The organism is Pseudomonas fluorescens (genome assembly GCF_902498195.1).
Classification (GTDB): Bacteria; Pseudomonadota; Gammaproteobacteria; order Pseudomonadales; family Pseudomonadaceae; genus Aquipseudomonas; species Aquipseudomonas fluorescens_BU.
Window position 1 is genome coordinate 1 of sequence record NZ_CABVIY010000001.1, and the last position, 24,074, is coordinate 24,074.

The 24,074-nt window shown below is 59.4% G+C and carries 20 protein-coding genes and 1 pseudogene; 14 read left to right on the forward strand and 7 right to left on the reverse strand.

Annotated features, from left to right (window positions below; genetic code table 11):
* Nucleotides 1–187: 187 nt before the first annotated feature.
* Nucleotides 188–1,111 carry a TIGR03571 family LLM class oxidoreductase gene (locus F8N66_RS00005; protein ID WP_150768229.1) on the reverse strand — a complete coding sequence of 308 codons (924 nt, stop codon included), beginning with the start codon at nucleotides 1,109–1,111 and terminating at the stop codon, nucleotides 188–190.
* Between the two features lie 270 nt (nucleotides 1,112–1,381).
* On the opposite strand from F8N66_RS00005, the gene mrdA reads away from it, so the two are divergent.
* The 5 genes from mrdA (at nucleotide 1,382) to F8N66_RS00030 (ending at nucleotide 9,069) form a co-directional block, all read left to right on the forward strand.
* On the forward strand, nucleotides 1,382–3,274 hold the full coding sequence (gene mrdA, locus F8N66_RS00010; RefSeq protein ID WP_150768230.1) for a penicillin-binding protein 2: 1,893 nt from the start codon (nucleotides 1,382–1,384) through the stop codon (nucleotides 3,272–3,274).
* Between the two features lie 213 nt (nucleotides 3,275–3,487).
* Nucleotides 3,488–5,392: a sigma-54-dependent Fis family transcriptional regulator gene (locus F8N66_RS00015; protein ID WP_150768231.1), complete on the forward strand. Its 1,905-nt coding sequence runs from the start codon at nucleotides 3,488–3,490 to the stop codon at nucleotides 5,390–5,392.
* On the forward strand, nucleotides 5,392–7,110 hold the full coding sequence (locus F8N66_RS00020) for an ABC transporter ATP-binding protein (RefSeq protein WP_150768232.1): 1,719 nt from the start codon (nucleotides 5,392–5,394) through the stop codon (nucleotides 7,108–7,110). Before F8N66_RS00015 ends, F8N66_RS00020 begins: the two co-directional genes overlap by 1 nt.
* Nucleotides 7,100–7,777, forward strand: a complete 678-nt coding sequence (locus tag F8N66_RS00025; RefSeq protein ID WP_150768233.1) for a S8 family serine peptidase — start codon at nucleotides 7,100–7,102, stop codon at nucleotides 7,775–7,777. Before F8N66_RS00020 ends, F8N66_RS00025 begins: the two co-directional genes overlap by 11 nt.
* Complete coding sequence (locus F8N66_RS00030; RefSeq protein ID WP_150768234.1) at nucleotides 7,774–9,069, forward strand: NAD(P)/FAD-dependent oxidoreductase; 1,296 nt, start codon at nucleotides 7,774–7,776, stop codon at nucleotides 9,067–9,069. Before F8N66_RS00025 ends, F8N66_RS00030 begins: the two co-directional genes overlap by 4 nt.
* Before the next feature lie 113 nt (nucleotides 9,070–9,182).
* On the opposite strand, the pseudogene F8N66_RS00035 reads toward F8N66_RS00030, so the two are convergent.
* Nucleotides 9,183–9,467 (reverse strand): annotated as a pseudogene (locus tag F8N66_RS00035) (aldehyde dehydrogenase family protein); the annotation flags it as partial.
* A gap of 262 nt (nucleotides 9,468–9,729) precedes the next feature.
* Here F8N66_RS00035 and F8N66_RS00040 point away from each other — a divergent pair.
* From F8N66_RS00040 to F8N66_RS00050, 3 genes are all read left to right on the forward strand, one after another.
* Nucleotides 9,730–10,704: a TauD/TfdA family dioxygenase gene (locus F8N66_RS00040; protein ID WP_150768235.1), complete on the forward strand. Its 975-nt coding sequence runs from the start codon at nucleotides 9,730–9,732 to the stop codon at nucleotides 10,702–10,704.
* 10 nt (nucleotides 10,705–10,714) lie between these two features.
* The gene (gene murI / locus F8N66_RS00045) at nucleotides 10,715–11,566 is read left to right on the forward strand and encodes a glutamate racemase (RefSeq protein WP_150768236.1); all 852 of its coding nucleotides are present in this window, start codon (nucleotides 10,715–10,717) and stop codon (nucleotides 11,564–11,566) included.
* Between the two features lie 161 nt (nucleotides 11,567–11,727).
* The gene (locus F8N66_RS00050) at nucleotides 11,728–12,945 is read left to right on the forward strand and encodes an MFS transporter (RefSeq protein WP_150768237.1); all 1,218 of its coding nucleotides are present in this window, start codon (nucleotides 11,728–11,730) and stop codon (nucleotides 12,943–12,945) included.
* Between the two features lie 315 nt (nucleotides 12,946–13,260).
* Here F8N66_RS00050 and F8N66_RS00055 read toward each other — a convergent pair whose 3' ends face one another.
* Nucleotides 13,261–14,751 carry an aldehyde dehydrogenase family protein gene (locus F8N66_RS00055; RefSeq protein ID WP_150768238.1) on the reverse strand — a complete coding sequence of 497 codons (1,491 nt, stop codon included), beginning with the start codon at nucleotides 14,749–14,751 and terminating at the stop codon, nucleotides 13,261–13,263.
* 508 nt (nucleotides 14,752–15,259) lie between these two features.
* Between F8N66_RS00055 and peaA the strand changes: the two genes are divergently transcribed.
* The 4 genes from peaA to peaD all read left to right on the forward strand — a co-directional run bounded on the left by peaA (nucleotide 15,260) and on the right by peaD (nucleotide 19,821).
* Complete coding sequence (gene peaA / locus F8N66_RS00060) at nucleotides 15,260–16,840, forward strand: quinohemoprotein amine dehydrogenase subunit alpha (protein WP_150768239.1); 1,581 nt, start codon at nucleotides 15,260–15,262, stop codon at nucleotides 16,838–16,840.
* A gap of 82 nt (nucleotides 16,841–16,922) precedes the next feature.
* Nucleotides 16,923–18,353, forward strand: coding sequence for a quinohemoprotein amine dehydrogenase maturation protein (peaB, locus tag F8N66_RS00065; protein WP_150768240.1), 1,431 nt, complete (start codon nucleotides 16,923–16,925; stop codon nucleotides 18,351–18,353).
* A gap of 1 nt (nucleotide 18,354) precedes the next feature.
* Nucleotides 18,355–18,678 carry a quinohemoprotein amine dehydrogenase subunit gamma gene (gene qhpC, locus F8N66_RS00070; protein WP_008016081.1) on the forward strand — a complete coding sequence of 108 codons (324 nt, stop codon included), beginning with the start codon at nucleotides 18,355–18,357 and terminating at the stop codon, nucleotides 18,676–18,678.
* Between the two features lie 24 nt (nucleotides 18,679–18,702).
* Entirely contained in the window at nucleotides 18,703–19,821 is a 1,119-nt protein-coding gene (peaD, locus tag F8N66_RS00075; RefSeq protein ID WP_150768241.1) for a quinohemoprotein amine dehydrogenase subunit beta, read from the forward strand.
* A 117-nt stretch (nucleotides 19,822–19,938) separates the two neighbouring features.
* On the opposite strand, the gene F8N66_RS00080 is transcribed toward peaD, so the two are convergent.
* Complete coding sequence (locus tag F8N66_RS00080; RefSeq protein WP_150768242.1) at nucleotides 19,939–20,340, reverse strand: lysozyme inhibitor LprI family protein; 402 nt, start codon at nucleotides 20,338–20,340, stop codon at nucleotides 19,939–19,941.
* A gap of 149 nt (nucleotides 20,341–20,489) precedes the next feature.
* On the opposite strand from F8N66_RS00080, the gene F8N66_RS00085 reads away from it, so the two are divergent.
* On the forward strand, nucleotides 20,490–20,978 hold the full coding sequence (locus F8N66_RS00085) for an SRPBCC family protein (protein WP_150768243.1): 489 nt from the start codon (nucleotides 20,490–20,492) through the stop codon (nucleotides 20,976–20,978).
* 451 nt (nucleotides 20,979–21,429) lie between these two features.
* Here the strand turns inward: F8N66_RS00085 and inhA are convergent, their stop codons facing one another.
* Entirely contained in the window at nucleotides 21,430–22,113 is a 684-nt protein-coding gene (gene inhA / locus F8N66_RS00090) for an isonitrile hydratase (RefSeq protein WP_150769197.1), read from the reverse strand.
* A 90-nt stretch (nucleotides 22,114–22,203) separates the two neighbouring features.
* Here inhA and F8N66_RS00095 point away from each other — a divergent pair, with 90 nt between their 5' ends.
* A complete protein-coding gene (locus tag F8N66_RS00095) occupies nucleotides 22,204–23,187 on the forward strand; it encodes a GlxA family transcriptional regulator (RefSeq protein WP_150768244.1) in 984 nt (327 codons plus the stop codon).
* Between the two features lie 6 nt (nucleotides 23,188–23,193).
* On the opposite strand, the gene F8N66_RS00100 is transcribed toward F8N66_RS00095, so the two are convergent.
* Nucleotides 23,194–23,529 carry a VOC family protein gene (locus tag F8N66_RS00100; RefSeq protein ID WP_224790417.1) on the reverse strand — a complete coding sequence of 112 codons (336 nt, stop codon included), beginning with the start codon at nucleotides 23,527–23,529 and terminating at the stop codon, nucleotides 23,194–23,196.
* Nucleotides 23,530–23,554: 25 nt separating this feature from the next.
* Complete coding sequence (locus tag F8N66_RS00105) at nucleotides 23,555–23,944, reverse strand: hypothetical protein (protein ID WP_150768246.1); 390 nt, start codon at nucleotides 23,942–23,944, stop codon at nucleotides 23,555–23,557.
* Nucleotides 23,945–24,074 lie beyond the last annotated feature (130 nt).

Sequence of the window (24,074 nt, forward strand, 5' to 3'; positions counted from 1 at the left end):
AACTCAGAAGTGAAACGATGCATCGCCGATGGTAGTGTGGGGTTTCCCCATGTGAGAGTAGGTCATCGTCAAGATTAAATTCCGAAACCCCAATTGCGAAAGCAGTTGGGGTTTTGTTTTTGCCTGCGAAAAAGTGGCGTAAAGAAAGGGACAGCCTAAGGGCTATCCCTGGTTCCGGCAGTCTCCTTCAGTGAAACTTTGGCAAAACGTATTCCGCAATCTCCTGAATAGTCTCTGCGATAGGTCGCTCACTGCGACGCAGATGCAATCCTACGTGCTGTACACCCGCCTCACGCAACGCCTGCAGTTCATCAATCAACGCCAATCGCCCGCAGCATCCACCGAAGCGAACACGACGCATCGGGGCATGGGGGTTGGCCGCCAGATCCAGATGAACAAAACTGATGTAGGGTTTGTTGCCACCTACTTCACGCCACAGCCCCACTCGACGACGATGTTCGTCCGGCGTACCGGGGTAGGCGAGCCAGCCGTCCATGTGTTGACCAATCCACGCTGGAGATTGCTGGCCAAGGCCCGCTACCAGTAACGGAGCCGGCTGCTCACGCTCGGGCAACAGGCGTGCTCCTTCGGGCAGGCGGCCCTCGCCCTGGCTGCGCAGCAGTTCAACGGTATCGCGGAAGCTGTCGCCGCGCTGATCGTAATCCACATTGAACAACGGATACTCCATCGGACGGTCACCGCTGGCCACGCCCAGCAACAGGCGCCCGTCACTCAGTTCGTCGACACTGTTGGCCGACTTGAGGGTCAGCCAAGGCTGGCGTAACGGGAGTACAACCGCCGCCGTACCCAGCATGATGTTGTGGGTGATGCCGGCCAGATACCCCAGGTAGGAAAAGGTTTCGAACACTTGCGCGGCATCACCGAAGTGAGGGTCGTACACAGGGACGTCGCGAACCCACAGCGCACTGAAACCCGACTGATCGGCCAGGCGGGCCAGGGCCGCGTGTTGCTTCAGATCAGGCACACCAAAGGGCCGGCTTTCGGCAACCCGCCGCCGCTGACCGTCGCTGGACCAATCATTATCCAGCGGCAGTTCAAGGCCAATGGAAAACCCGTTCGAACCCAGTAATCGTTGAAATCGTGGATGCATGTAAAGACTCCTGAAAAACTCAAACCCAATGACATGCACCCAGTATCAACAGCAGGATCAGCAAGAAAAATGCATGAATCGGAATATCAATCTTGAGTGAAACGCACGAGTCTGCCACCAAGATGAAAAACTCTTCACCCCGCCACGACCGCCATTGGGGGAAACGCATCAAAGTGAACAGGCAGTTTTTGATAAGGTGCAGCTCGTTTTTTAACGGACTGCGTTGACGCCCACGGATCGGCACCGCTTTTTCAAAGAGTTGCCCTGGAAATGCCTGAACCGATACCGATCAAGGACCACGAAAAAGAGACGCGCCTGGTCAACAAAAGACTCATGGCCTGCGCCTTGCTCGTCGTCGCCATCACCTGCGCGCTGGTGGTGCGCATGTACATCCTACAAGTCGTTGAATTCGACTATCACTCGACGATTTCTGAAAACAACCGCGTCCACGTGCTGCCGATCACGCCCACCCGTGGCCTGATTTATGACCGTAATGGCGTGGTGCTCGCGGACAACCGGCCCAGTTTCAACCTGACCATCACCCGCGAACGCGCAACCGATGTCCAAGAAGAACTGGACGAGGTGGTCAACCTGCTGCACCTGCCAGCCGAAGATCGCACGCTGTTCGACAAGGCCATGAAACAGGCGCGCCATCCCTTCGTTCCCGTAACGCTGTTCTATGAGTTGAGTGAAGAACAGATCGCGATACTGGCGGTCAACGAGTTCCGTTTGCCGGGCATCGATGTCGAGCCGCAGTTCGTCCGCCATTACCCATTGGCCGAGCACTTCGCTCATTCGATTGGCTACGTCGGACGGATCAACGAGAAGGAATCCAAGGCTCTCGATTCGGTCGAGTACCGCGGCACCCAATCCATTGGCAAGACCGGCATCGAAAAATTCTACGAGTCGCAATTGCATGGCCATGTCGGTTACGAGGAAGTCGAAACCAACGCCCAGGGCCGCGTACTGCGAGTGCTTAAGCACACCGACCCGGTTCCTGGCAAAAACATAGTATTGAGCCTCGACGTCAAACTTCAGGAAGCCGCCGAGCAAGCCCTGGGCGATCGCCGTGGCTCCGTGGTCGCGCTTGATCCGTCGACCGGTGAGGTGCTGGCCATGGTCAGCAAGCCCAGCTTCGACCCGAACCTGTTCGTGACCGGCATTAGCTTCAAGGAATACGCGGCGCTGCATGATTCGATCGACCGGCCGCTGTTCAACCGCGTGCTGCGCGGACTCTACGCGCCCGGTTCGACCATCAAGCCGGAAGTGGCGATTGCCGGTCTGGACGCCGGTGTCGTCACGCCGCAGACCCGGGTGTTCGATCCGGGTTACTACCAACTTCCGGATTTCGATCACAAATATCGCAACTGGAACCACAGCGGCGATGGCTGGGTGGACATGGACGCGGCGATCATGCGCTCCAACGACACCTACTTCTACGACCTGGCCCACAAGCTGGGTATCGATCGCTTGCACGATTACATGGCGATGTTCGGCCTGGGTGAGAAGGTGTCCCTGGACATGAACGAAGAGTCCGCAGGCCTGATGCCCTCCCAGGCCTGGAAACGCGCCACGCGCCGCCAGCCCTGGTTCCCCGGTGAGACGGTGATCCTCGGCATCGGCCAGGGCTACATGCAGGTCACGCCGCTGCAACTGGCCCAGGCCACGGCGCTGATTGCCAACAAAGGGGTGTGGAATCGCCCGCACCTGGCGCAGACCGTGGACGGCGTCGCACCGGTGGATGAGCACCCAATGCCGAACATCCTGCTCAAGGATCAGCGTGACTGGGAGCAGGTCAACCATGGCATGCAGATGGTGATGCACGATGCTCGCGGTATCGCCAGGGCCGCGGCGGCGGGCGCGCAGTACCGCATCGCCGGCAAAAGCGGCACCGCGCAAGTGGTGGCGATCAAACAGGGCGAGCGCTACAACCGGGAGAAAACCCGCGAGCGCAATCGCGACAATGCCTTGTTCGTCGGATTTGCCCCGGCTGAACACCCTAAAATTGTGATTTCGGTAATGATCGAAAACGGCGAGGCGGGTGGCCGCGTCGCCGGCCCCGTGGTCCGGCAGATCATGGACGCCTGGCTACTCGACCAGGACGGTCACCTGAAGCCGCAGTACGCGGCGCCGGGCAAGGCGCCCTCTGATCCTCACGTCTGAATCATCAACGCTTCGCGAGCAGGCAAGGCGCCGACCGCAAATCCACGGTTCAACCGGGTCCACTGTGGGGGCTTGCTCGCGAAGAACGACAACGCAATCCGCCTGCCGGAACACAAGCGCTGTAAGGCACTTGCCATCGCCCTGACGTTAACGTAAAGATTGCTCCAGGGCGCCGATGTATCAAGGCGCAGGGCGGACGACCCGGAGCGCTTGATGACGCTAATAAAAACAAACTCCCCCAAACTGCACCGCGAAGCCCGGTTGGCCCGGGAAAAACTGCACCTGGAAGGCGAAGTGCCGGACGGCGTCCTGCGTGCGGAAATCGATGCTTCGTGGCGCCGCAGCCTCAGCCATGGCGTGCATTTCAATGCCAAGCATGAGCTGGCACTGGAATCGAGCGCCAGCCTGGACGTGCTGCTGGCGAGCAATCGCCTGCTGATCGACGCCGCGCTGCCGGCCATCGATTACCTGGCCGAACGCCAGGGCAAGGAAGGCCTGATCATCCTCGCCAACTCCGACGCCACCATCCTCGCCGTCGAGGGGCGCGCCGACCGCCTCAAGGGCAGCGGCCTGCAAGACATCACCCTGGGCGCCTGCTGGAGCGAAGCCGCTCGCGGCACCAACGCCCTGGGCACGGCGCTGGTCGAAGCCCGACCCACCCTGATCGATTGCGGTGAACATTACCTCGATCGCTTGAGTGATTTTTCCTGCACCTCGGTGCCGATCCATTGCCCGCAAGGCGACATCCTCGGCGTACTCGACCTGACCCGCGAAGGCCCGCTGGGCCGCGCCCACGACAGTACGGCGCTGCTGGCCATGGCGGTCAGCCAGATCGAAAGCCGGGTGTTCAACGCCAGCTATCGGGACGAAATCGTCCTGGCTTTCCACAGCCGTCGCCAATACCTGGAATCCCCGTGGCAAGGCCTGCTGGCGGTGAGCCTCGGCGGGCAGATCCTCGCGGTCAGTGCCCAGGCCTGCCAGTTGCTGCATGCCGAGCGTTTGGCGCTGGTCGGTCGGCGTTGCGAAGAGTTTCTGGGCGTCGATGGCCTGCAACTCCTGGCTCGCCTGCACCAGGGCGGCACCGGCAGTCTGCAGACCGCCAAGGGTGAGTTCTTCTACAAAACCCTGCGCGCGCCACAGCGAAGCCTCAATGTCACTACACCACCCCGCACCACGGCGAAGACCACCAAGGCACCACCGGACCTCGAATCCCTGGCGGGCAGTAACGTCCGTTATGCCCGCGCCCTGCGCATGGCCCGGCAAGGGCTGGCCAACCAATTGCCGGTGTTGCTGCTGGGCGAAACCGGTACCGGCAAGGAAGTCATCGCCCGGGCCCTGCACATGGCCGGCAGCCGTTGTGACAAACCTTTCGTCGCGGTCAATTGCGCGGCCATTCCCGAAGGCCTGATCGAGTCCGAGCTGTTCGGCTACCGCGAAGGCGCGTTCACCGGTTCGCGCCGGGGCGGCATGGTCGGGCGTTTGCAACAGGCCCACGGCGGCACCCTGTTTCTCGATGAAATCGGCGACATGCCGCTGGCCCTGCAAGCCCGATTGCTACGGGTGTTGCAGGACCGCAAGGTCGCACCGCTGGGCGCCGGCGAAGAACAGGACATTGACGTCGCGCTGATCTGCGCCACCCACCGCGACCTCAAGCGCCTGGTGGAAGACAAGCACTTTCGCGAAGACCTGTTCTACCGCGTCAACGGCATCAGCGTGATGCTGCCGGCCCTGCGCGAGCGCGAGGATTTCACCGCGCTGGTCGGCCGCCTGCTCGCCCGGCTCGATGCGCCGGCCGTGGTGCTGCATGACGACCTCAACCGCCTGCTCGGCAACTATCACTGGCCGGGCAACATCCGCCAGCTGGAGATGGTCCTGCGCACCGCATTAGCCATGCGCGAACCGGGGGAAACCGTGCTCACGCTCGATCACTTGCCCGACAGCATGCTCGACGAGTTGACCGCGACCGAGCGTCCCCAGGCTGGCAGCATTCGCGAAAACGAACTGGAGATGATCCGCCAGTCCCTGGACAACCATCAGGGCAACGTCTCGGCCGCCGCGGACGCCCTGGGTATCAGCCGCGCGACCCTGTATCGCAAGCTCAAACAGTTGCGTTCGTGATGCAGCGCCTGATCGTTCGGCTGATCGACAGCCAGAACCCCGAAGCCCTGCAAGCGGCGCTGCGTTGGCTCTACAGCTTTGTGCGGCCCCATCGGCTGGCGATTTCCGGGTTGTTGGGGCTGTCGGTCTGCGCATCGGCCTTGGTGCTGGTGCAACCCTGGCTGACCAAACTGCTGATTGATGACGGCCTGCTCGCGCGCAACTTCCCGATGCTGGTGCTGATCGCCGGGTTGATGATCGTCGCCGGGTTGCTGGGTACGGCACTGTCGGGAATCAATCGATACCTGCACACGCGGCTGTCCGGGCGGATGCTGTTTGCCCTGCGCGACGACCTCTATCGGCACTTGCAGACCTTGTCACCGAGCTTCTACGGCCAGCGGCGCATCGGCGACCTGATGTCGCGGCTCGATGGCGACGTGGCCGAGATCCAGCGCTTTGCCGTGGATTCGCTGTTCTCGGCGGTGTCCAGCGTGATCGGCCTGGTGGTGGCCGTGGCGATGCTGCTGACCCTGTCGTGGAAGCTGTCGCTGCTGGCGCTGGTGCTGATCCCCCTCGACGTGCTCTGGCTGCGCTGGATGCGGCGCAAGGTCGAACGCGATGTGCGGCAGTTGCGCGAACGCTCGGCGGACATGTCGTCGTTCATGGTCGAGACCCTGCCGGTGATGAAGTTCATCCAGTCCGCCGGCCAGCAACAGCGCGAAGCACGGCGCCTGGAAACCCTGGGCCAGGGCTACATGAGCCAGTTGCTGCGCCTGCAAGTCACCGAGTTTTTCACCCAGGCCGTACCGGGCACCTTGACCTCGCTGTCCCGCGCTTGCGCGTTTCTGATCGGCGGTTACTGGGTGGTGCAGGGCACCTGGCAGCTGGGCGCGCTGATTGCGTTTTCCACTTACCTGGGCATGGCCGTGGGCCCGGTTCAGAGCTTGCTCGGGCTTTATGTCGCGATTCAGCGCATGACCGTCAGCCTCGGTCGGGTGATGGAGCTGCGCGGCGAACAGCCGACGGTACTGTCGCCCGCCGCGCCGCAGCCGATACCGACCTCGGGCGAACTGCGTTTCGACGACGTGCACTTCAGCCATCCCGGTCGCTCGACCACCCTGCGCGGCATCGAGGCCCGCATTCCCTACGGTTTGAAAGTCGCGCTGAGCGGTGGCTCCGGCGTCGGCAAATCGACCCTGATCGACCTGCTGCAACGCCACCACGACCCGCAATCAGGCCGGGTGCTGTTGGGCGAAGTGGATGTGCGCGAGCTGGACCTGTTCCAGTTGCGTCGACGTATCGCCGTGGTCAGCCAGGATATCGTGCTGTTCCGCGGCAGCCTGGCCGACAACCTGGCCTATGCGGTGCCCGACGCCAGTCGCGAAGCGATTGCCGAAGTGGCGCGGCTGGCGCAGCTCGATAGCCTGATCGCGTCGTTGCCCGAAGGCCTCGACAGTCCGCTGGGCGAGCGCGGCCAGCAGTTGTCCGGCGGGCAGAAGCAACGCATTGCCATTGCCCGGGCGCTGTTGCAGGACCCCTTGATCCTGGTGCTCGACGAAGCCACCTCGGCGGTGGACGAAGCCACCGAGCGCGAAGTGATCGAGGCCATCGACCGCCTGTTCGCCGGGCGCACGCGCATCCTCATCAGCCACCGCCCCTCGACCCTGGCCGATGCCGACCTGCGCTTTGAACTGCTCGACGGCGTATTGATTTCCAAAACGGTGCTGCATGAAGCCTGAGCTGCGAATCGGTGTGGTGGACAGCGGGCACTCGGCGGCGCAACGGGTTCAAGTGATCGCCGGGCGGCGTTTTTCGCTGGTGGAAGATGGCTTGGTTGAAAGTGATTTGCGTGACGATCCACTGGGCCATGGCAGCGCGGTGATCGAAGCCATCGGCCGCCGTGCGCCGTCGGCGCTGTTTTGCGTGGGACAGGTGTTTGACCAGCGCGGCGTCACCAGCGCCTTGCAGATCGCCACGGCGATTGACTGGCTGGTGGCGCAAGACGTGCGCCTGATCAATTTGAGCCTCGGTTTGCGCCAGGATCGCAGCCTGTTGCGGGCCGCGTGTGCGGCGGCGGTAGAACGGGGCGTGTTGTTGTGCGCGTCCAGCCCGGCCCAGGGCGAAGGGGTGTACCCGGCCAATTATCCACAGGTGCTGCGGGTGACCGGCGATGCGCGCTGTGCCGAACTTGAATGGTCGTGGCTCAACAGTGCCCAGGCGGATTTCGCCGCGTGCGTGCACGGCACGTATCCGGGGCAGTCGGGCGCGAGCCTCGGCTGCGCGGCGTTGAGTGGGCACATGGCGGCGTTCCTGGTGGCCAACCCCGAGGCGAGCAACGAACAGGTCATCGAGTATTTGCGGCAGCACGCGCGATATCGCGGCCCTGAACGGCGATCCGGGCCATGACGACCGTTGTGATTCTGGGCGCCGGGCCAGCCGGCGCGGCGGTGGCCCTGGGGCTGCGGCGGCTGGGTTACACGGTCACGCTGGTCAGCGAGTGGCGCCGCTTTGCCGCGCTGGAAGGGGTTTCCCTGCGGGTGCTTGAGGCATTGCGCGGCGCCGGTCTGCACCAGGCGCTCTCGCAAGCCACGTTGCCGTCCCAGCGGCAGGTCAACTGGAACGGCCAGCAACACGCGCAAAACGTCGAATTTCTGCTGGACCGCCCGACCTTCGATCGAGGGTTGCGTGAAGACCTGCGATTGGCGGGTGTCGAACTGATCGAAGGCCGGGTGCTCTCGGTTCAGGCTGGCGCGAGCGGCCATCGAATCGAAATCGACGGGGGCGAGTCGTTGACGGCAGACTTCCTGGTGGAGGCACGCGGTCGTCAGGCACCCGCTATCGGCAAGGGCCTGCGCGGGCCGGAGACGGTCAGCCTGCTCAATCGCTGGCAAGGTCCGTCGGGTAATACCGCCAGCGCCGTGGAGAGCCTGGAAGACGGCTGGGCCTGGATGGCGCGACGGGCCGACGGCCAGTGTTACTGGCAATGGACGGTGGACGTGGCCAGCGCCGGGTTGCCGGGCAAGGCGCAGTTGCTCGACTACTGCCGCCAGCGGCGTCATGAATCGGCGGTGGCCCGGGCATTTTTCGCCGGCGAACTTGAGCACGATTTGCAACTGCACGCCCGCAGCAGCACGGCGATCCTCAGCCCGCAGGTGTGCGGCGACAACTGGATTCGGGTGGGCGATGCGGCGATGGCGGTCGATCCGCTGTCGGGCAATGGCATCTTTCAATCCCTGTCTTCGGCCTTGCAGGCGCCGACGGTGATCAACACCCTGTTGCGTAAACCCGAGCGAGCGGCCCTGGCCCGGCGTTTTCACCAGCAACGGGTGGAGCAGTTGTTCCTGCGGTTTGCGCGCATTGGCCGGGATTTTTATACCGATGAGCAACGTTGGCCGGATCAGCCGTTCTGGCAGGCGCGACGGCAATGGCCGGATGCCGAGGTCGCCCATGCCGAGGCGGATTTCAGTGCGCTGCGGATCGAGCGGGCACCGGTGCTGCGCGACGGGTTTGTCGATGAAGCCGAGGTGGTGATCACGACGGATCAGCCGTTGGGGATCTGGCATGTGCAGGGGGTTGAGCTGGCGCCGTTGGTGCGGCGGTTGCGGGCCGAACCTGCCGAGCATGTACTGGCGGGGCTGACGGTGGAGCAGGGGAGGATGGTCAGGAGTTGGTTGTTGGCTCAGGGATTCAAGCCCTGACATTTGTGTTGGCACAACTGGCCTCTTCGCGAGCAAGCCCGCTCCCACATTGGAAGGCGTTCCCCCTGTGGGAGCGGGCTTGCTCGCGAAGGCGGCCTGGAGATCGCCGCTGATTAAAGCTTGATCAACACCGACTTCAACTCGGTGTAATGCTCGATCGCCGCATACCCCATCTCTCTTCCCACCCCCGACATCTTGTAGCCGCCAAACGGCAGCGCCGGGTCCAGGGCGCTGTGGCAGTTGACCCACACCGAGCCGGACTTGATGCGTGGAATCATCCGGTGCACCGCCGCCAGGTCGTTGGACCAGATGCTCGCACCCAAGCCGTACGGGCTGTCGTTGGCCAGGCGCAGCGCCTCGGCTTCGTCATCGAACGGAATGGCGACCTCCAGCCGGCCCTAAAGCGAACATATCCAGCATAAAACGACGCGCTTATTTAGGGTGATAATCAGTGCGTTGAAACACAGTCTGCAAACATCTTTCTTCCTGCCAGAAAATCGGAAATAACCTACAGGTGAAAGTGTTGACTAACTAAGTAAGACGTTATTTAATTTTACAGGTTTTAAATAAGTGCCGATGTCTGTGGCTAACGTTTTATAAAGTTGCAAGTGATTTTTAGTGAAATACAATTTTTATATCATAAATGGACTGGAAGGCTTTATGGCAACTACTATAAAAAAATTAATTCTTAGTGAAAAGGAATGCCAACAGGTTCGTGGTTTGCTTGACGAAATAATTGAAGTTCCTGCGATGACAAATCAGTACGTTTTCATGGAGAAAGCGGGGCTTTATGCTCAGGAGTTACCCCGAAGAATTCGTCAGGAATTTTATGATTTCAAGCGAAGTGAAGAACCGGCAGCGCTTTTGGTGTCCGGCAATCCAGTGCTTGGCGACGGCGCGGGGCCAAGCCCCTCAAGATATATTGAGTTAGATGAAGAGTACTGTCTGAATGACGCAAAAATATTGCATGGTTTGTATGGGGCATTGCTGGGTGAAGGAGTTGGGTTTACTTCGCAGCGTGGCGGGAGTCTTTATAACAATATTATTCCGTTGGAAGAGTTGAGTAGTGTTCCAAATTCGAGCAGTGGGTCTGCCCTGGATTTTGGGTTTCATGTTGAGGATGCTTTTCACCCCGCACGAGCAGAGTACTTGGGGCTCGTCTGTATGCGTAATGATGAACGTGCTTCAACCACAATTTCGTGCATAGATGGGATCAAGCTTAGCGCTGAAGAAAAACAAGTTTTGTTTGAACCTCGCTTCAGGATTCCTCACAATCCAATCCATAGCACGTCTGACATCGTGGAGGAAGCCTCACAGTCAATCCTATTTGGTCATAGGGATACGCCATACGTAAAAATCAATGCGGCCGCGTTAAACATTGATGAATATCATGGTATCGAATTGCAAGCTTTAAAAAAACTGCTGAATTATTTTGCTGAGAATCGCATGACGGTCATTCTCGAAGCAACAGACTGTATATTCATAGATAATTACCGTTGCGTGCATGCGCGAGAGTCATTCAAAGCGAACTATGGCGACGGAGCTCGTTGGTTGGCAAGAGTAGTGTTTGCTTCTAGTTTACGAAAGTCGCGTGAAATGCGAAACTCGATAAAAACTCGTGCCATAAATGCATAAGGGAACTGCCATGAATTCACCGTTGTCAAATACTCCAAAGTTGTGGCTTGGAAATGGATCCAGGTTTGATGAGATGCAAATGCTCAAGTCTAAACGTCCAATCGTTGTTGTTGATTCAGGCGTAGGTGGCTTGACAGTTGTGCGTGAGCTTGAGAAGTTGATTCCAAATGCAAATATCCTATATCTGGCAGACAACGCTTGGTTTCCCTACGGTAGCAAAACAGGAGCTGATGTTGTTCAGCGGGTCGAAAAACTGTTGGATGGACTATGTACGAAAGTTGAACCAGAGGCGATAGTTGTAGCATGTAATACCGCATCAGTTGCGATAGTAGATCATGGTGCCGAAAATCTAAGGCATAAATGCTTCTTGGTCACGCCACAAATAAATGAAGCTGTTGATGCTTCCAAGACCAAGTGTATTGCTTTTCTTGCAACTGCTGGAACACTAAAAAGTAATCATGTCATCCAATCTATAGCCAGATCCAGGGTCAATGCAGCAGTATGGCCGATTGCAACTCAAACGCTTGTAACACTAGCGGAGGAGATGTTGGCGGGAGGAGAGGTGAGTTTTGAAGATTTTGAAGAGTTGATTTGTTTGTATCTTACGGAAGAGCAGCGGTTGTCCATTGATACAGTTGTTTTAGGTTGCACTCATTTCCCTCTGTTGATCGATGGTCTGCGGAGAGTATTCCCAGCTGCTGATAATTGGATTCATTCCGCTAGAAAAGTTGCTTTGCAGGTGGTTGCATCAACTGATATAACGTCTGATTCTATTGATGAAGTATCTAAAGTTGCTACCTATACTAGGGAGTCTGATGCTGTTAAATATCACCAGGTCTTCTCGATGAACGGTTTTTGTTAGTCGTTTCTGTTTTTTATAGAAAGTCTCATCTTCGTTGGATCTCTTCTGTTTGTTAATAGCCTTTAAAGCTGATGGATGTTTCAGTCTAACTGGGCTTTCGTGTGTGGTGTTGTTGTGGTAGGGCATTGTTGTTATGTTCTGTTGAAAGTGGAGCTATACGTATGAGCTTTTTTTCCAAGCACTATCGGTGGGTCATTCTAGCTGTCGCTACTTTTGCTCAGGCGTGTGCTTGTTTCTTTGTGCAGGGGTTCGGATCTATTGCGCTAAATGTTCAAGCTGAAATGTCTCTTAGCAACTGGCAGATAGGCGTGCTGGTTTCAGCAGCACAGTTGATACCACTTGCTGGACTTTTGGTTGCTGGTGAGTTGTTGGACAGACACAGTGAGCGGTTCGTTGTGGGGGGAGGAACCGTGATCGTTGGAGTTGCATTGTGCGCAGCAGCTGTGGCTAATTCCTATATTGAGTTGTTGATATGTCTTGCAGTTTTAGGTCTTGGGTATAGTACGGCCCAGCCTGGGGGAAGCAAATCGGTATCTAATTGGTTTGCAGGTGATAAGTTAGGATTTGCCATGGGTATTCGGCAGGCAGGCTTACCACTTGGTGGCGCCTTGGCGACACTGATTCTTCCGTATATTGCTATTCGATTTTCGGTTCAGGCAGCTTTCTTGGCAGGTGGGATAATTGCGTTGATTGGTGCGGTTGTTTTTATGATGTTATATAGGCCTCCAAGAACTCATAGAATCTCCAAAAAACAAGCAATAAATTTAAGGTTGGCGATTTCATCACGGCTAGCGATGGCAAAAGAGCCCTCGATGAGAAATATCATGTTGTCGGGTGCCAGTCTTACGGCTTCCCAGTACGCGATCTCAGTCTTTCTTGTCTTGTACCTTCATACATCGCTTGGACTTGATAGTTTAGTTGCTACAACAATGTTTTTTGTAGTACTTGGCTCAGGTGTGGCTGGGAGAATAATACTTGCAGCGTGGAGCGACCGCTGCAAGGCTGGGAGGTACTACCCGGTGTTGACTTGTTTAGGCGCAGTCAGTGTGGTCTTAGTGCTTTTACCACTATTGGAAACCAAAAATCTGATTGTCGTGAGTTTACTCATGATTCTGACCGGATTTTTTGCATATGGGTGGTATGGCCCTTGGGTGGCTTATATTGCCGAAATCGCTCCAGTTGAGCGAAAGGGCTTCGCGCTCGGAATGGCAATGACAGCTAATCAAGTTTCCGTAGTATTGGTGCCTCCAATTATTGGTCTTTCGAAAGACAGTCTTGGAACTTTTGCTTATGGTTGGGGAGTATTAGCCATAGTCTCTTTCATTTTGTTATTTACTACCAGTAAGAAGAGCAAGAAAATTTTGGCGGTCTCAGAGTAATCGTTTGAAAGGTGCTGCAATCTCCTAAGACTATTTCATAAGTTTCGATCAATACTTACTTAGAGTCGGCGTGGTTCTTATTAGTCGAGTTCCCCATTTCCCGCCACATCTCTACCTGTCGAATGTCAACGCCGGACCAGCAGGTTGCGGCAGTTGATCATTGCCGAAATGGACATGATCCTCATTGATGTCTGAACTGACCCAATTATAGGCAAGCCCGCACACAGAGGTTTTTGTGATGCCGAAGTTAATCTTCACCATAAAACTCTGTGGGAGCGGGCTTGCTCGCGAAGGCGGCCTGGAGAACGCCGCTGATTAAAGCTTGATCAACACCGACTTCAACTCGGTGTAATGCTCGATCGCCGCATACCCCATCTCTCTTCCCACCCCCGACATCTTGTAGCCGCCAAACGGCAGCGCCGGGTCCAGGGCGCTGTGGCAGTTGACCCACACCGAGCCGGACTTGATGCGTGGAATCATCCGGTGCACCGCCGCCAGGTCGTTGGACCAGATGCTCGCACCCAAGCCGTACGGGCTGTCGTTGGCCAGGCGCAGTGCCTCGGCTTCGTCATCGAACGGAATCGCCACCAGCACCGGGCCGAAGATTTCTTCCTGGACCAGCGAGTGCTTCTGATCGACGTCGACGATCACCGTCGGCTTGACGAAAAATCCCGGCCCGAACTGCTCGCCACCGCAAGCGATGGTCGCGCCGCTTTCCCGGCCCTTCTCGATATAGCCGTAGACCCGCTCCTGTTGGCGGGCGGAGATCAGCGGCCCCATCTCGACGCTAGGGTCCAGGCCGTTGCCGAGTTTCATGGCGTTGGCGATGTCGCTGATGTCCGCCACCACATTGTCGAAATGTTTGCGCTGCACGTACAGGCGCGAGCCGGCGCAGCAAACCTGGCCCTGGTTGAAGAAGATCGCGCTGGCGGCACCGGCGGCGGCGCTTGGCAGGTCGGCGTCGGCCATGACGATGGTCGGCGATTTGCCGCCCAGTTCCAGGGTGACCCGGGTCATCGAATCCATGGCGATCTTGCCGATCTGCTTGCCCACGGCGGTGGAGCCGGTGAAGGTTAACTTGTCCACCAACGGGTTGTGGGTCAGGGCGGAACCTGCGGTGATGCCGGTGCCGGTGACGACGTTGAACACGCCTTCGGGGTAGCCCGCTTCCAGTACCAGCTCGGCGAGTTTGAGCGCGGTCAGCGGGGTTTCGTCGGCGGGCTTGAGCACCACGGTGCAACCGGTGGCCAGGGCCGGGCCGAGTTTCCAGCAGGCCAGCAGCAGCGGGAAGTTCCAGGCGACGATGGCACCGACCACGCCCACCGCTTCGCGACGGATGAAACTGTGGAACTGGTCGTGGGGCATCAACGGCGCCGAGACATCGACGGTGGTGCCTTCAATCTTGGTAGCCCAGCCGGCCATGTAACGCAGGAAGTCGATGGACAGTTGCACGTCCATCACCTGGGCGACGGCGGCGCTTTTGCCGTTGTTCAGGCATTCCAGCTGCGCCAGCAGTTCGGCATCGCGCTGCATCAGGTCGGCGAGTTTCCACAACAGGTTCTGCCGCTCACGGGGGCGGGTGCGGGTCCAGGCCGAATCGTCGAACGCTCGGCGGGCAGCAAGCACGGCGCGGTCGACATCGTCCGGCGTGGCCCTGGGCACCACGCACAGCATTTCACCGGTGGCCGGGTTGTGCAGGGGCATGGTCTGGCCGTCGGCGGCCTCGACCCAGTCGCCGCCGATGAGCATGCGCGGGGCGCGCTGGATAAAGGCCGAAGTGGCAGGAAGCAGGTTTGGGAGCGACATGTTGAAACCTCGTCTTGTTCGTGTGCCGAGGTCTTTCGCAATGGCTGTGCCAGTTGTGGATTTGTGCTGCGAGGGCCCGATATGGCGGGTTTTACGGAGGTTTTGAGCAATCCCCCAGCGTGGACAATCGTCGCAAATTGCGACGACGTGAGACTGGCGCACTACTCTGTAGGAGCGAGCAAGCTCGCGATGGTGGCCAACGATAACGTGGGCTGTCTGAATACCCTCATTATCGTTGACGACCATCGCGAGCTTGCTCGCTCCTACAGTCTCAGGTTGCAACAGTTGTCGCGAAATTAAACGTGGAATGCCGTTAACGTCCACGTCAAAACCCCGCTGATTACTCACAACCCATTGATTCATTGAAGTATTCGTAAGCTGGCACGCTCCGTGTATTGCTCATCGCAGACGTTTCTCTTGCCTCCGTCAGCAGCCCGCCGCCGACGGCAGAAACCCAGAAAACGATAAGCCACAAAAATAAGAAAGCACCGTGCGAGGTTCGACGTTGATGAAGAGAAAACTCCGATCAGGCCTGAGTGCCAGTCTGCTGGCCGTGGCCGCTTGTGTGGCGCTGCATTCGCCTGACAGCCTGGCAGCCCGCGACGCCCAGACCATCCTCAAGGAAACCTGTCAGGGCTGTCACACCCCCGAAGCCGATAACGCCCTGAGCCGCATCAGCCATCAGCGCAAGACGCCGGAAGGCTGGCTGATGAGTATCGCGCGCATGCAGACCATGCACGGTCTGCAAATCAGCGATGAAGACCGCCGGACGCTGGTCAAGTACCTGGCCGATACCCAGGGCCTGGCACCGAGCGAAACCGACGGCGTGCGTTATGCCATGGAGCGCCGGCTCAACACCGTCGAAACATTCGACGACCAGGTCAGCCAGATGTGCGGCCGCTGCCACTCCGGTGCGCGGGTCGCCCTGCAACGGCGTCCGGCCCAGGAATGGGAGCGCCTGGTGAACTTCCACCTCGGCCAGTGGCCGTCGCTGGAGTACCAGGCGCTGTCCCGCGACCGCGACTGGTTTGACCTGGCCCGCAAAGAGATGGTGCCGCTGCTGGCCAAGCGTTATGCGCTGGACAACCCGGCCTGGAAAAAATGGCTGGGCACCGCGCCGAAAAGCGAGGCACTGGTGGGTGACTGGAGCTTCAGCGGCCACATGCCGGGCAAAGGCGAACTGGCCGGTGTGATGAGCGTGGCCGCCGACGGCAACGACACCTTCAAGGTCAGCGTCAAAGGCCAATACGCCGACGGTTCGCCGTTCAACGGCGACGGCAGCGCGATTCTCTACACCGGCTACGAATGGCGCGGCAACGTGACCATCGATGGCGTGACCTTGCGCCAGGTGTTCGCCGCCCAGGGCAACGCCATGCAGGGCCGGATGTTCGAGGCCGAGCATGATGAGCGGGGGCTGGACTTCGTTGCCGCCAAGCAGGGCTCCAGCCGCTTGTTGGCGGTGCAACCGGGCTACCTCAAGGCCGGCAGCGAAACCGAAGTCACCCTGATCGGCAGCGGCCTGACCGGCAAGCCGAACTTCGGCAAGGGCGTGGAAGTGGTGGAAATCGTCTCGCAGAGCCCGGAACAGATCAAAGTCAAACTCAAGGCAGCCGCCAACGCCCAACCGGGTATGCGCGCAGTCACCGTCGGCGCCCTGAAAGGCCCGAGCCTGTCGGTCTACAGCAAGATTGCCGAGGTCAAAGTCGTGCCTGAATTCTCCGTGGCGCGGATCGGCGAGGGCGGTGGTTCGACGCCGAAAGTCCAGGGCCGTTTCGACGCCGAAGCCTGGGGCAAGGGCGCCGATGGCAAGCCGTATCGCATCGGCGTGTTCCCGGCGCAGTGGAAGGTCGAGGCCTTCGATGATCGTGCCAAGGAGGACGAAGACGTCAAGTTCGCCGGCACCATGCAGGCCGATGCGGGCGTCTTCACTCCGGGCGATGCCGGGCCGAACCCGGCGCGCAAAATGTCCACCAACAATGCCGGCAACCTCAAGGTGATCGCCGCCGTCGACGACGCAGGGAAATCCCTGATCGGCGAAGGCCACATGATCGTGACCGTGCAACGCTGGAACAATCCACCCATTCCATGAGTTGGGCTGATCGTCAGCGATTCAGACACTTTTCGGAATGACCGCAAGCCCCGCCAAGCGGGGCCTGCACAGGAGGTTTGCCATGGGCGCAATTTTGAATCTGGTCGAGCGTAACCTGCACGAAGTGCAGGTCGATGCCGACCGCATGCTGTTCCACATCCCCAGCAGTTCGCTGTTCGCCAGCGATGAACTGACGGGCACCATCATCGATACCTTGCGTGGCCCGGGCTGTTCCTCGGACGACCTGATCCAGCGTCTGGCCGCGCGCTTCAACGGCGAAGAAATCACCGAGACCCTGCGCGAACTGATGGCCCTGGAACTGGTCAGCGACGGCTCGCCACTGACCCCGGACATCGCCACCAAACGGGTCGAGCGCACGGCGATCAATACCGTGGTGCTCAACGTCAACACCGGCTGCAACCTGAGCTGCACCTACTGCTACAAGGAAGACCTCGACAAGCCGTCGGCCGGCAAGAAGATGGACGTGGAAACCGCCATCGCGTCCGTCGAAATGCTGCTGCGCGAATCGCCGGACGAAGAGCGTTTCACCGTGGTGTTCTTCGGCGGCGAACCGCTGAGCAATCGCAAGCTGATCGAGTACATGGTCGACTACTGTGAGAAGCGTTTCCGCGAGGCCGGCAAGTTCGTCGAATTCGTCATGACCACCAACGCCACGCTGCTCACCGAAGAGACCGTGGACTACCTCAACGCCCACCGTTTCGGGCTGTCGGTGAGCATCGACGGGCCGAAAACCGTGCACGACCGCAACCGCATCACTGTGGGCGGGCAGGGCACCTACGACGTGGTGCGGCGCAAGGCCGAGATGCTGCTGTCACGCTACAACAGCCGTCCGGTCGGTGCGCGGGTGACCCTGACCACCGGCGTCACCGACGTCGAAACCATCTGGGATCACCTGTTCAACGAACTGGGTTTCGCCGAAGTCGGCTTTGCCCCGGTGACCTCCGGCGACATCAGCAGCTTCAACCTCACCAGCGACGAACTGGTGCAGGTCTTTGCCAACATGAAGGCCCTCGGTCGCCGTTATCTGGAAGCGGCGCTGGAGCACCGCAACATCGGCTTCTCCAACCTGCACCAGTTGATCACCGACATCCACGAAGGCCACAAAAAAGCCCTGCCATGCGGCGCGGGCCTGAAGATGCTGGCGGTGGACCACAAGGGCGAGTTGAACCTGTGCCATCGGTTCACCGGTTCGAGCCTGCCGACCTTCGGCAACGTCCACAGCGGTGTGAAACAGGTGGAGTTGAACGACTTCCTGTCCCAGCGCCTGGACCGCACCAACACCGGCTGCGAAGACTGCCAGATCCGTAACCTGTGCTCCGGCGGCTGCTACCACGAGAGCTACGCCCGCTACGGCGACCCGACGCACCCGACCTATCACTACTGCGAACTGATGCGTGACTGGGTCGACTTCGGCATCGAGGTCTACACCCGGATCATGGCCCATAACCCTGCGTTCATCAGCAGCTACATCACTCCGCGCAAGGCTCACTGATATGAAACATCTCAAGGCAATCAATAACAAAGCGTTGAAGCTGGATCAGGCCGCGGACGAGAACCGCATCGAAGAAGTGGTGGCCATGAGTTCCGTGGCGGGCTGTGCCTCGACCACCGACCCGGGTTGGGAAATCGATGCGTTTGGCGGTGTGTCGTCGTTGTGCCAGCCGATGGAAGCCGACCTGTATGGCTGCTCGGACCCTTGCTGGTGGCCGGCCCAGGTGCCGGACATGATGAGCACCTACCCGGACTGGAACAAGGATGCCCAGGCGTCCAACGACAACTGGCGAAACCTTGGCACTGTCTTCCCCAAAGACAAGTGATCAGATAACAAGAAGGATTCCAGCATGCCCAATCTAAAAGCCTGCGGCCTGGCCGCGTTCGCGGTCCTGAGCACCTTGTCGTTCACGGTTCTGGCTGACGAGAACACCGCGTTGCAAGCCGGTCACGAGTACATGTTGACCACCAACTACCCGAACAACCTGCACGTGATCGACCTGGCCACCGACACCGTGTTCAAGACCTGCAAGATGCCCGACGCCTTCGGCCCCGGCACCGTGCAACTGTCGCCGGACCGCAAGACCGCCTATGTGCTGAACAATCACTATGCGGATGTCTACGGCGTCGAACTGGACAGCTGCAAACAGGTGTTCCACGCCAGCATTACCCAGAAACCGGGGGAAAAGGCCAAGTCGATGTTCGCCTTCACCCTCAGTCATGACGGCAAGGAACTGTTCACCATCGCCAACCCGACGTTGATGCTCAACGATCGCTACGAAGTGCAGCAACCCCGGCTCGATGTGTACAAGACCGATGGCGGCATGGACGCCAGGCCGGTGCGCAGTTTCCCGGCGCCGCGCCAGCTGACCATCATGCAGAGCGGTGACGACGGCACGCTGTACGTGGCGGGGGCGGATATCTACAAGGTCAATGTGCAAACCGGCAAGTTCGACGTGCTGATCCCCAGCCGTCACTGGAAACGCGCGAACTACGCCGCGCCAGACGTGCTCTACGTGTGGAACCAGCAGACCTATCGGCATGACTTCTCGCTGCTCTACACCACCGCGAAGTTCAAGGACAAGAAACAGGACCCGGCCACTGCCGACTACCTGTATGGCCTGTTCAGCGTCGACCTGAAGACCGGCAAGACCGAAACCACTGACTTCGGGCCCCTGACGGAAATCTACTTCAGCGGCATGCGTTCGCCCAAGGACCCGAACCTGATGTTCGGCGTGCTCAACCGCCTGGCCAAGTACGACATCAAGGAGAAAAAGATGCTGCAGGCGGCGACGCTCGATCACTCCTACTACTGCATTTCCTTCAACAAGGATGGCAGCAAGATCTACCTGGCCGGGACATTCAACGATGTGGCGATCTTCGATGCCGACAGCCTGAAGCAGATCGGCAACATCAAGTTGCCGGGCGGGGACATGGCGATTACCACGGCGCAGATTTTTGTGCGGTAAAGGTGGCGATTGATCTGACGCTTTCGCGGGCAAGCCCGCTCCCACAGGTGCTGTGTGCGACACGAAACCTGTGGGAGCGGGCTTGCCCGCGAAGAGGGCCTCAAAGACAACACAGAATCAAACCCCCGGCACCGGGCACCCCAAATCCCCCTCCTGGCATTTCAAGTAGGTCTTGAACGTCTCCACCCGCGCCTTGGTCAGCTCCGTCACGCAGTTGCCATAGATCAACGGATAAACACTCCCGCCTTCCACCCCCGACGCCGAAAACTTGCACTCGGCATCCCGAAACGCCACCCACGACCGCTGCGCACCCACCAGCAGTTTCTTGCTGTCGGGGTTGCCCTTGAGCCTTGCCGTGATCTGCTGGTACAGCGCATTCAACTCCTTGTCCGCCGCCGCGTACTGCTGCGACGCACACTGGTTCATCGTGGCCTGGTCGGCGGCGTTGTCGCAGTCCACTGCATGGGCCAGAGGGGTGAGCAGCAAAGGCGTCAATGCCAGGAGAAGGCGTGGATACATGGGGTAACTCGCTGTGACAGAGAAAGTTGAGAGGCAGTGTAGCGCGATGCAAACCCTGCGATTACGACCGCTGACACCCATCTGATACAACTTTCGGGCTGGACATGTGGTCTTAGAGGCCTACTGTTGTTCATTACAGGAGGTGACGTATGAAACCAGTTCCCAATAGTTTTGAACGCAAAATAATGCTCAAGTCGACGCGCTCCCATGTCTGGCGGGCCTTGGTCGATGCCGAGGCGTTCGGTCAATGGTTCGGCGTGGCGCTCGAAGGCAGGCGTTTTATTGCCGGCGAGTGGACGCAGGGGCAGGTCACGTATCCCGGTTATGAACATGTGTTGTGGAATGTGCTGGTCGAACGGGTCGAGCCGCAGCAGTTGTTTTCCTTTCGCTGGCACCCTTACGCCGTGAACCCGAAGATCGACTATTCGCAAGAGCCCACCACCTTGGTCAAATTCCAGTTGGCAGACTATGAGGACGGCACGCTGCTCACGGTGTCCGAGTCGGGTTTCGCGCACATTCCAGACATCCGCCAGAAAGAGGCGTATTACATGGACAGCCGTGGCTGGGAGGAGCAACTGGGCAGGCTTGAACATTTTCTCGTCGAAAGCGCCAAGGCCCGCGAGCGTGAGAATGACTGACGGCAGCCTCTGCTCGCCGTGGTTGCAGTGTTGGAAGGTGAGTGGATCCCAAACCGCGAAATTGGCAGCATCCGGGCTCACTGCCTGAGGCATTCAGAGTTTTTTGGAAGATAGGCTATAGCGAATGTCTTACACGCGATGGTAGCTATATCTTCTGTTACAAATTGGATCCCGTGCGTAATCTGCACCCATCCACTGACGCACAGGAGTGCTCAGGATCATGGATGATCGGCCATATGCAGGGAATGCTGACGACAGGGAGTCGTAATGGTCTTGGAAGAACCCGCTTCGGCGGGTTTTTTTATGGGCGTATGAAAATCATTGGCTCGATGCAAAACCCTGTAGGAGCGAGCCTGCTCGCGATGGTCGTTAACGCTGACGCGCCAAGTCAGACACCCCGCGTCATCGTTAGCCACCCTCGCGAGCCTGCTCGCGCCTACAGGTTTAGCGATCAGCGTTCGAGCTTCGCGGCGGCACGCTCGGTAATTTCCCCACGCACCTTCAACGACGGGGCAGCGCGCTTGCGGGCCTCCTGCACGACGCTGGCGGGCGCCGTTTCCGGGCTGCCGGCGAGGAAGGGCGGGGCTGGTGCGTATTCCAGCTGCAATTGCACCAGCTCGGCGGTGTCCCGGTCGAACAATTCCGCCGCCAGGGTCAGGGCGAAATCGATGCCCGCGGTGATCCCGCCACCGGTCAACAGATTGCCGTCACGCACCACCCGGTCCTGCACCGCAATCGCTCCCAGCGGCGCCAGCAACTCGTGATAGGCCCAGTGAGTAGTGGCGCGTTTACCCTTGAGCAATCCCGCCGCGCCCAGTACCAGCGCGCCGGTGCACACCGAAGTGACGTAACGCGCCTGGGCGGCCTGGGCCCTGATGAAGTCAAGGGTCTGGTCGTCTTCCATCAAGGGCCCGACACCGCTGCCACCGGGCACACAGATCACGTCCAGCGCCGGGCAGTCGTCGTAGGTGACGGTCGGCTTGAGCACCAGCCCGGTGCTGGCGGTGACGGGCATCAGGTCCTTCCAGATCAGATGCACCTTCACATCCGGCAGCGAGGCCAATACGTCGTAAGGGCCCGTCAGGTCGAGTTGCTGCACCTGTGGGAACAACAGAAAGCCGATCTGCAAGGTCATGGTGTTTTTCTCCTGAAGTGGGTGGACGACTTCACTGTAGACGCTTAGGATTTGGCGCATACGCCAATCACCCCACGAATTACGCCAAAAATGCCCAAGACCATTCACGTGCTCGCGTTCGCCAATGTGCAGCTGCTCGATGTGACCGGGCCGTTGCAGGTATTCGCCTCGGCCAATGACATCGCCCGCCAGCAAGGGTCGCCCGCCCCTTATGCGCCGTCGGTGATTGCCAGTGGCGGCGGGGCGGTGATGTCATCGGCGGGGTTGGCGTTGTTGGCCGAGCCCTTGCCCGGTCAGGGCAGCGACACCCTGATCATCGCCGGGGGCTGGGGTGTCTACGCGGCAGCGCAGGATCAGTCGCTGGTGAACTGGGTCCGTGAACATGGGGCGCAGTGCCGGCGGGTTTCCTCGGTGTGCACCGGGGCGTTTTTGCTGGCGGCCAGCGGCTGGCTCGACGGCCGTCGCGTGGTCACCCATTGGACCCGCTGCGAGCAACTGGCGCAGGAGCACCCGCAGTTGCAGGTCGAGCCCAATCCGATCTTCATCAACGACGGCCCGGTCTGGACCTCGGCGGGGGTCACCGCCGGCATCGACCTGGCGCTGGCCATGGTCGAAGAAGACCTCGGCCGCAGCATGGCCCTGGAAGTCGCCCGGCAACTGGTGGTGTTCCTCAAGCGCCCCGGTGGCCAGTCGCAATTCAGCGTGACCCTGTCCTTGCAGAAAGAAGGCAACCGTTTCGACGATCTTCATGCCTGGATCAGCGAAAACCTCACCAGGGACCTCGGCATCCCCACCCTGGCCCTGCAGGCCGGCATGAGCGAACGCAGCTTTGTACGCCACTACCGCGCCGACACCGGCCAGACCCCGGCCCGGGCCATCGAATTGATCCGCGTCGAGACCGCGCGGCGCCTGCTCAGCGACACCGGCGTGCCGATCAAACGGGTGGCCGTGCAATGCGGCTTCGGCAGCGAGGAAACCCTGCGCCGCAATTTTCTACGGGCCATGGGCGTGACGCCGCAGGCCTATCGCGAGCGTTTTTCCGTCAGTGTTGCAGCAGATCCAGTAGCGCCTTGAGGGCGTTCAGCCCGTTTGCCTGAGGCCGATGCAATTGCCCCAAGGGTCGCGCACCTGGCAGATCCAGTCGCCGCCCTCGATCTCCAGCGGCCCTCGATACAGCGTTGCACCGATCACGGCCAGTCTGGCGATTTCGGTTTTCAGGTTCGAAACGGACCAATACACCACCGATCCTGCCGGACCACTGCTGACCTTGTCATCGGCCTGGACGATTTCCAGTGCAACGCCGCCGACATCGAGGTGGCCGTAATCGTCGGTTTCAGGATGAATCCGAATGGCGTCGGTGAAGGCTCGGGCATACCACTCGGTGGCGGCGCGCCAGTCGGCAACGTGAATCAACACCGAAACGATCGGACAGCGGGCCCCGCTATTCAACGGATTCCGCCACCTGATTGAAGTACTTCGCCCGATCCGGTGTAAAGGTCACCACCATTTTTGTGTGCGAACAGGTCAGCACCCGCTCTTCACTTAAATCCACATCCAGATCCTCCCCGCGCAAGCCCTGCCATTGGGCGAGGTATTTGAGCGAGCCGTACTTCTCGAGCTTTTTCAGGCTGCGGCTGACGCCCCCTTTCCAGCCCAGCACCGGGAGTTCGTCGGCGCGGCATTGTCGGGCGAGGTCGGGAAAGCGGGCGGCGCGCTGGCGGCCGACTTCCCAGCATTTGATCAGGCCCTTGTCGTGGGCGTCCCACAATTCGTCGCGGTTCAGGCCGGTGCGAAGGGGCAGGTCGATGCTGCGGTGGATGCGCTGGGTCATTCTGGTTCCTTGAATTCGGGTGTTGATGGACAGCTCCGCTGTGCCCGTTGGACGGGGATGTTAGGGGGGGATGTAATAAGTGGCAACAGGTGATTTTGTATGTAGGAAAAGTTACCGAAAGGCAAATCAA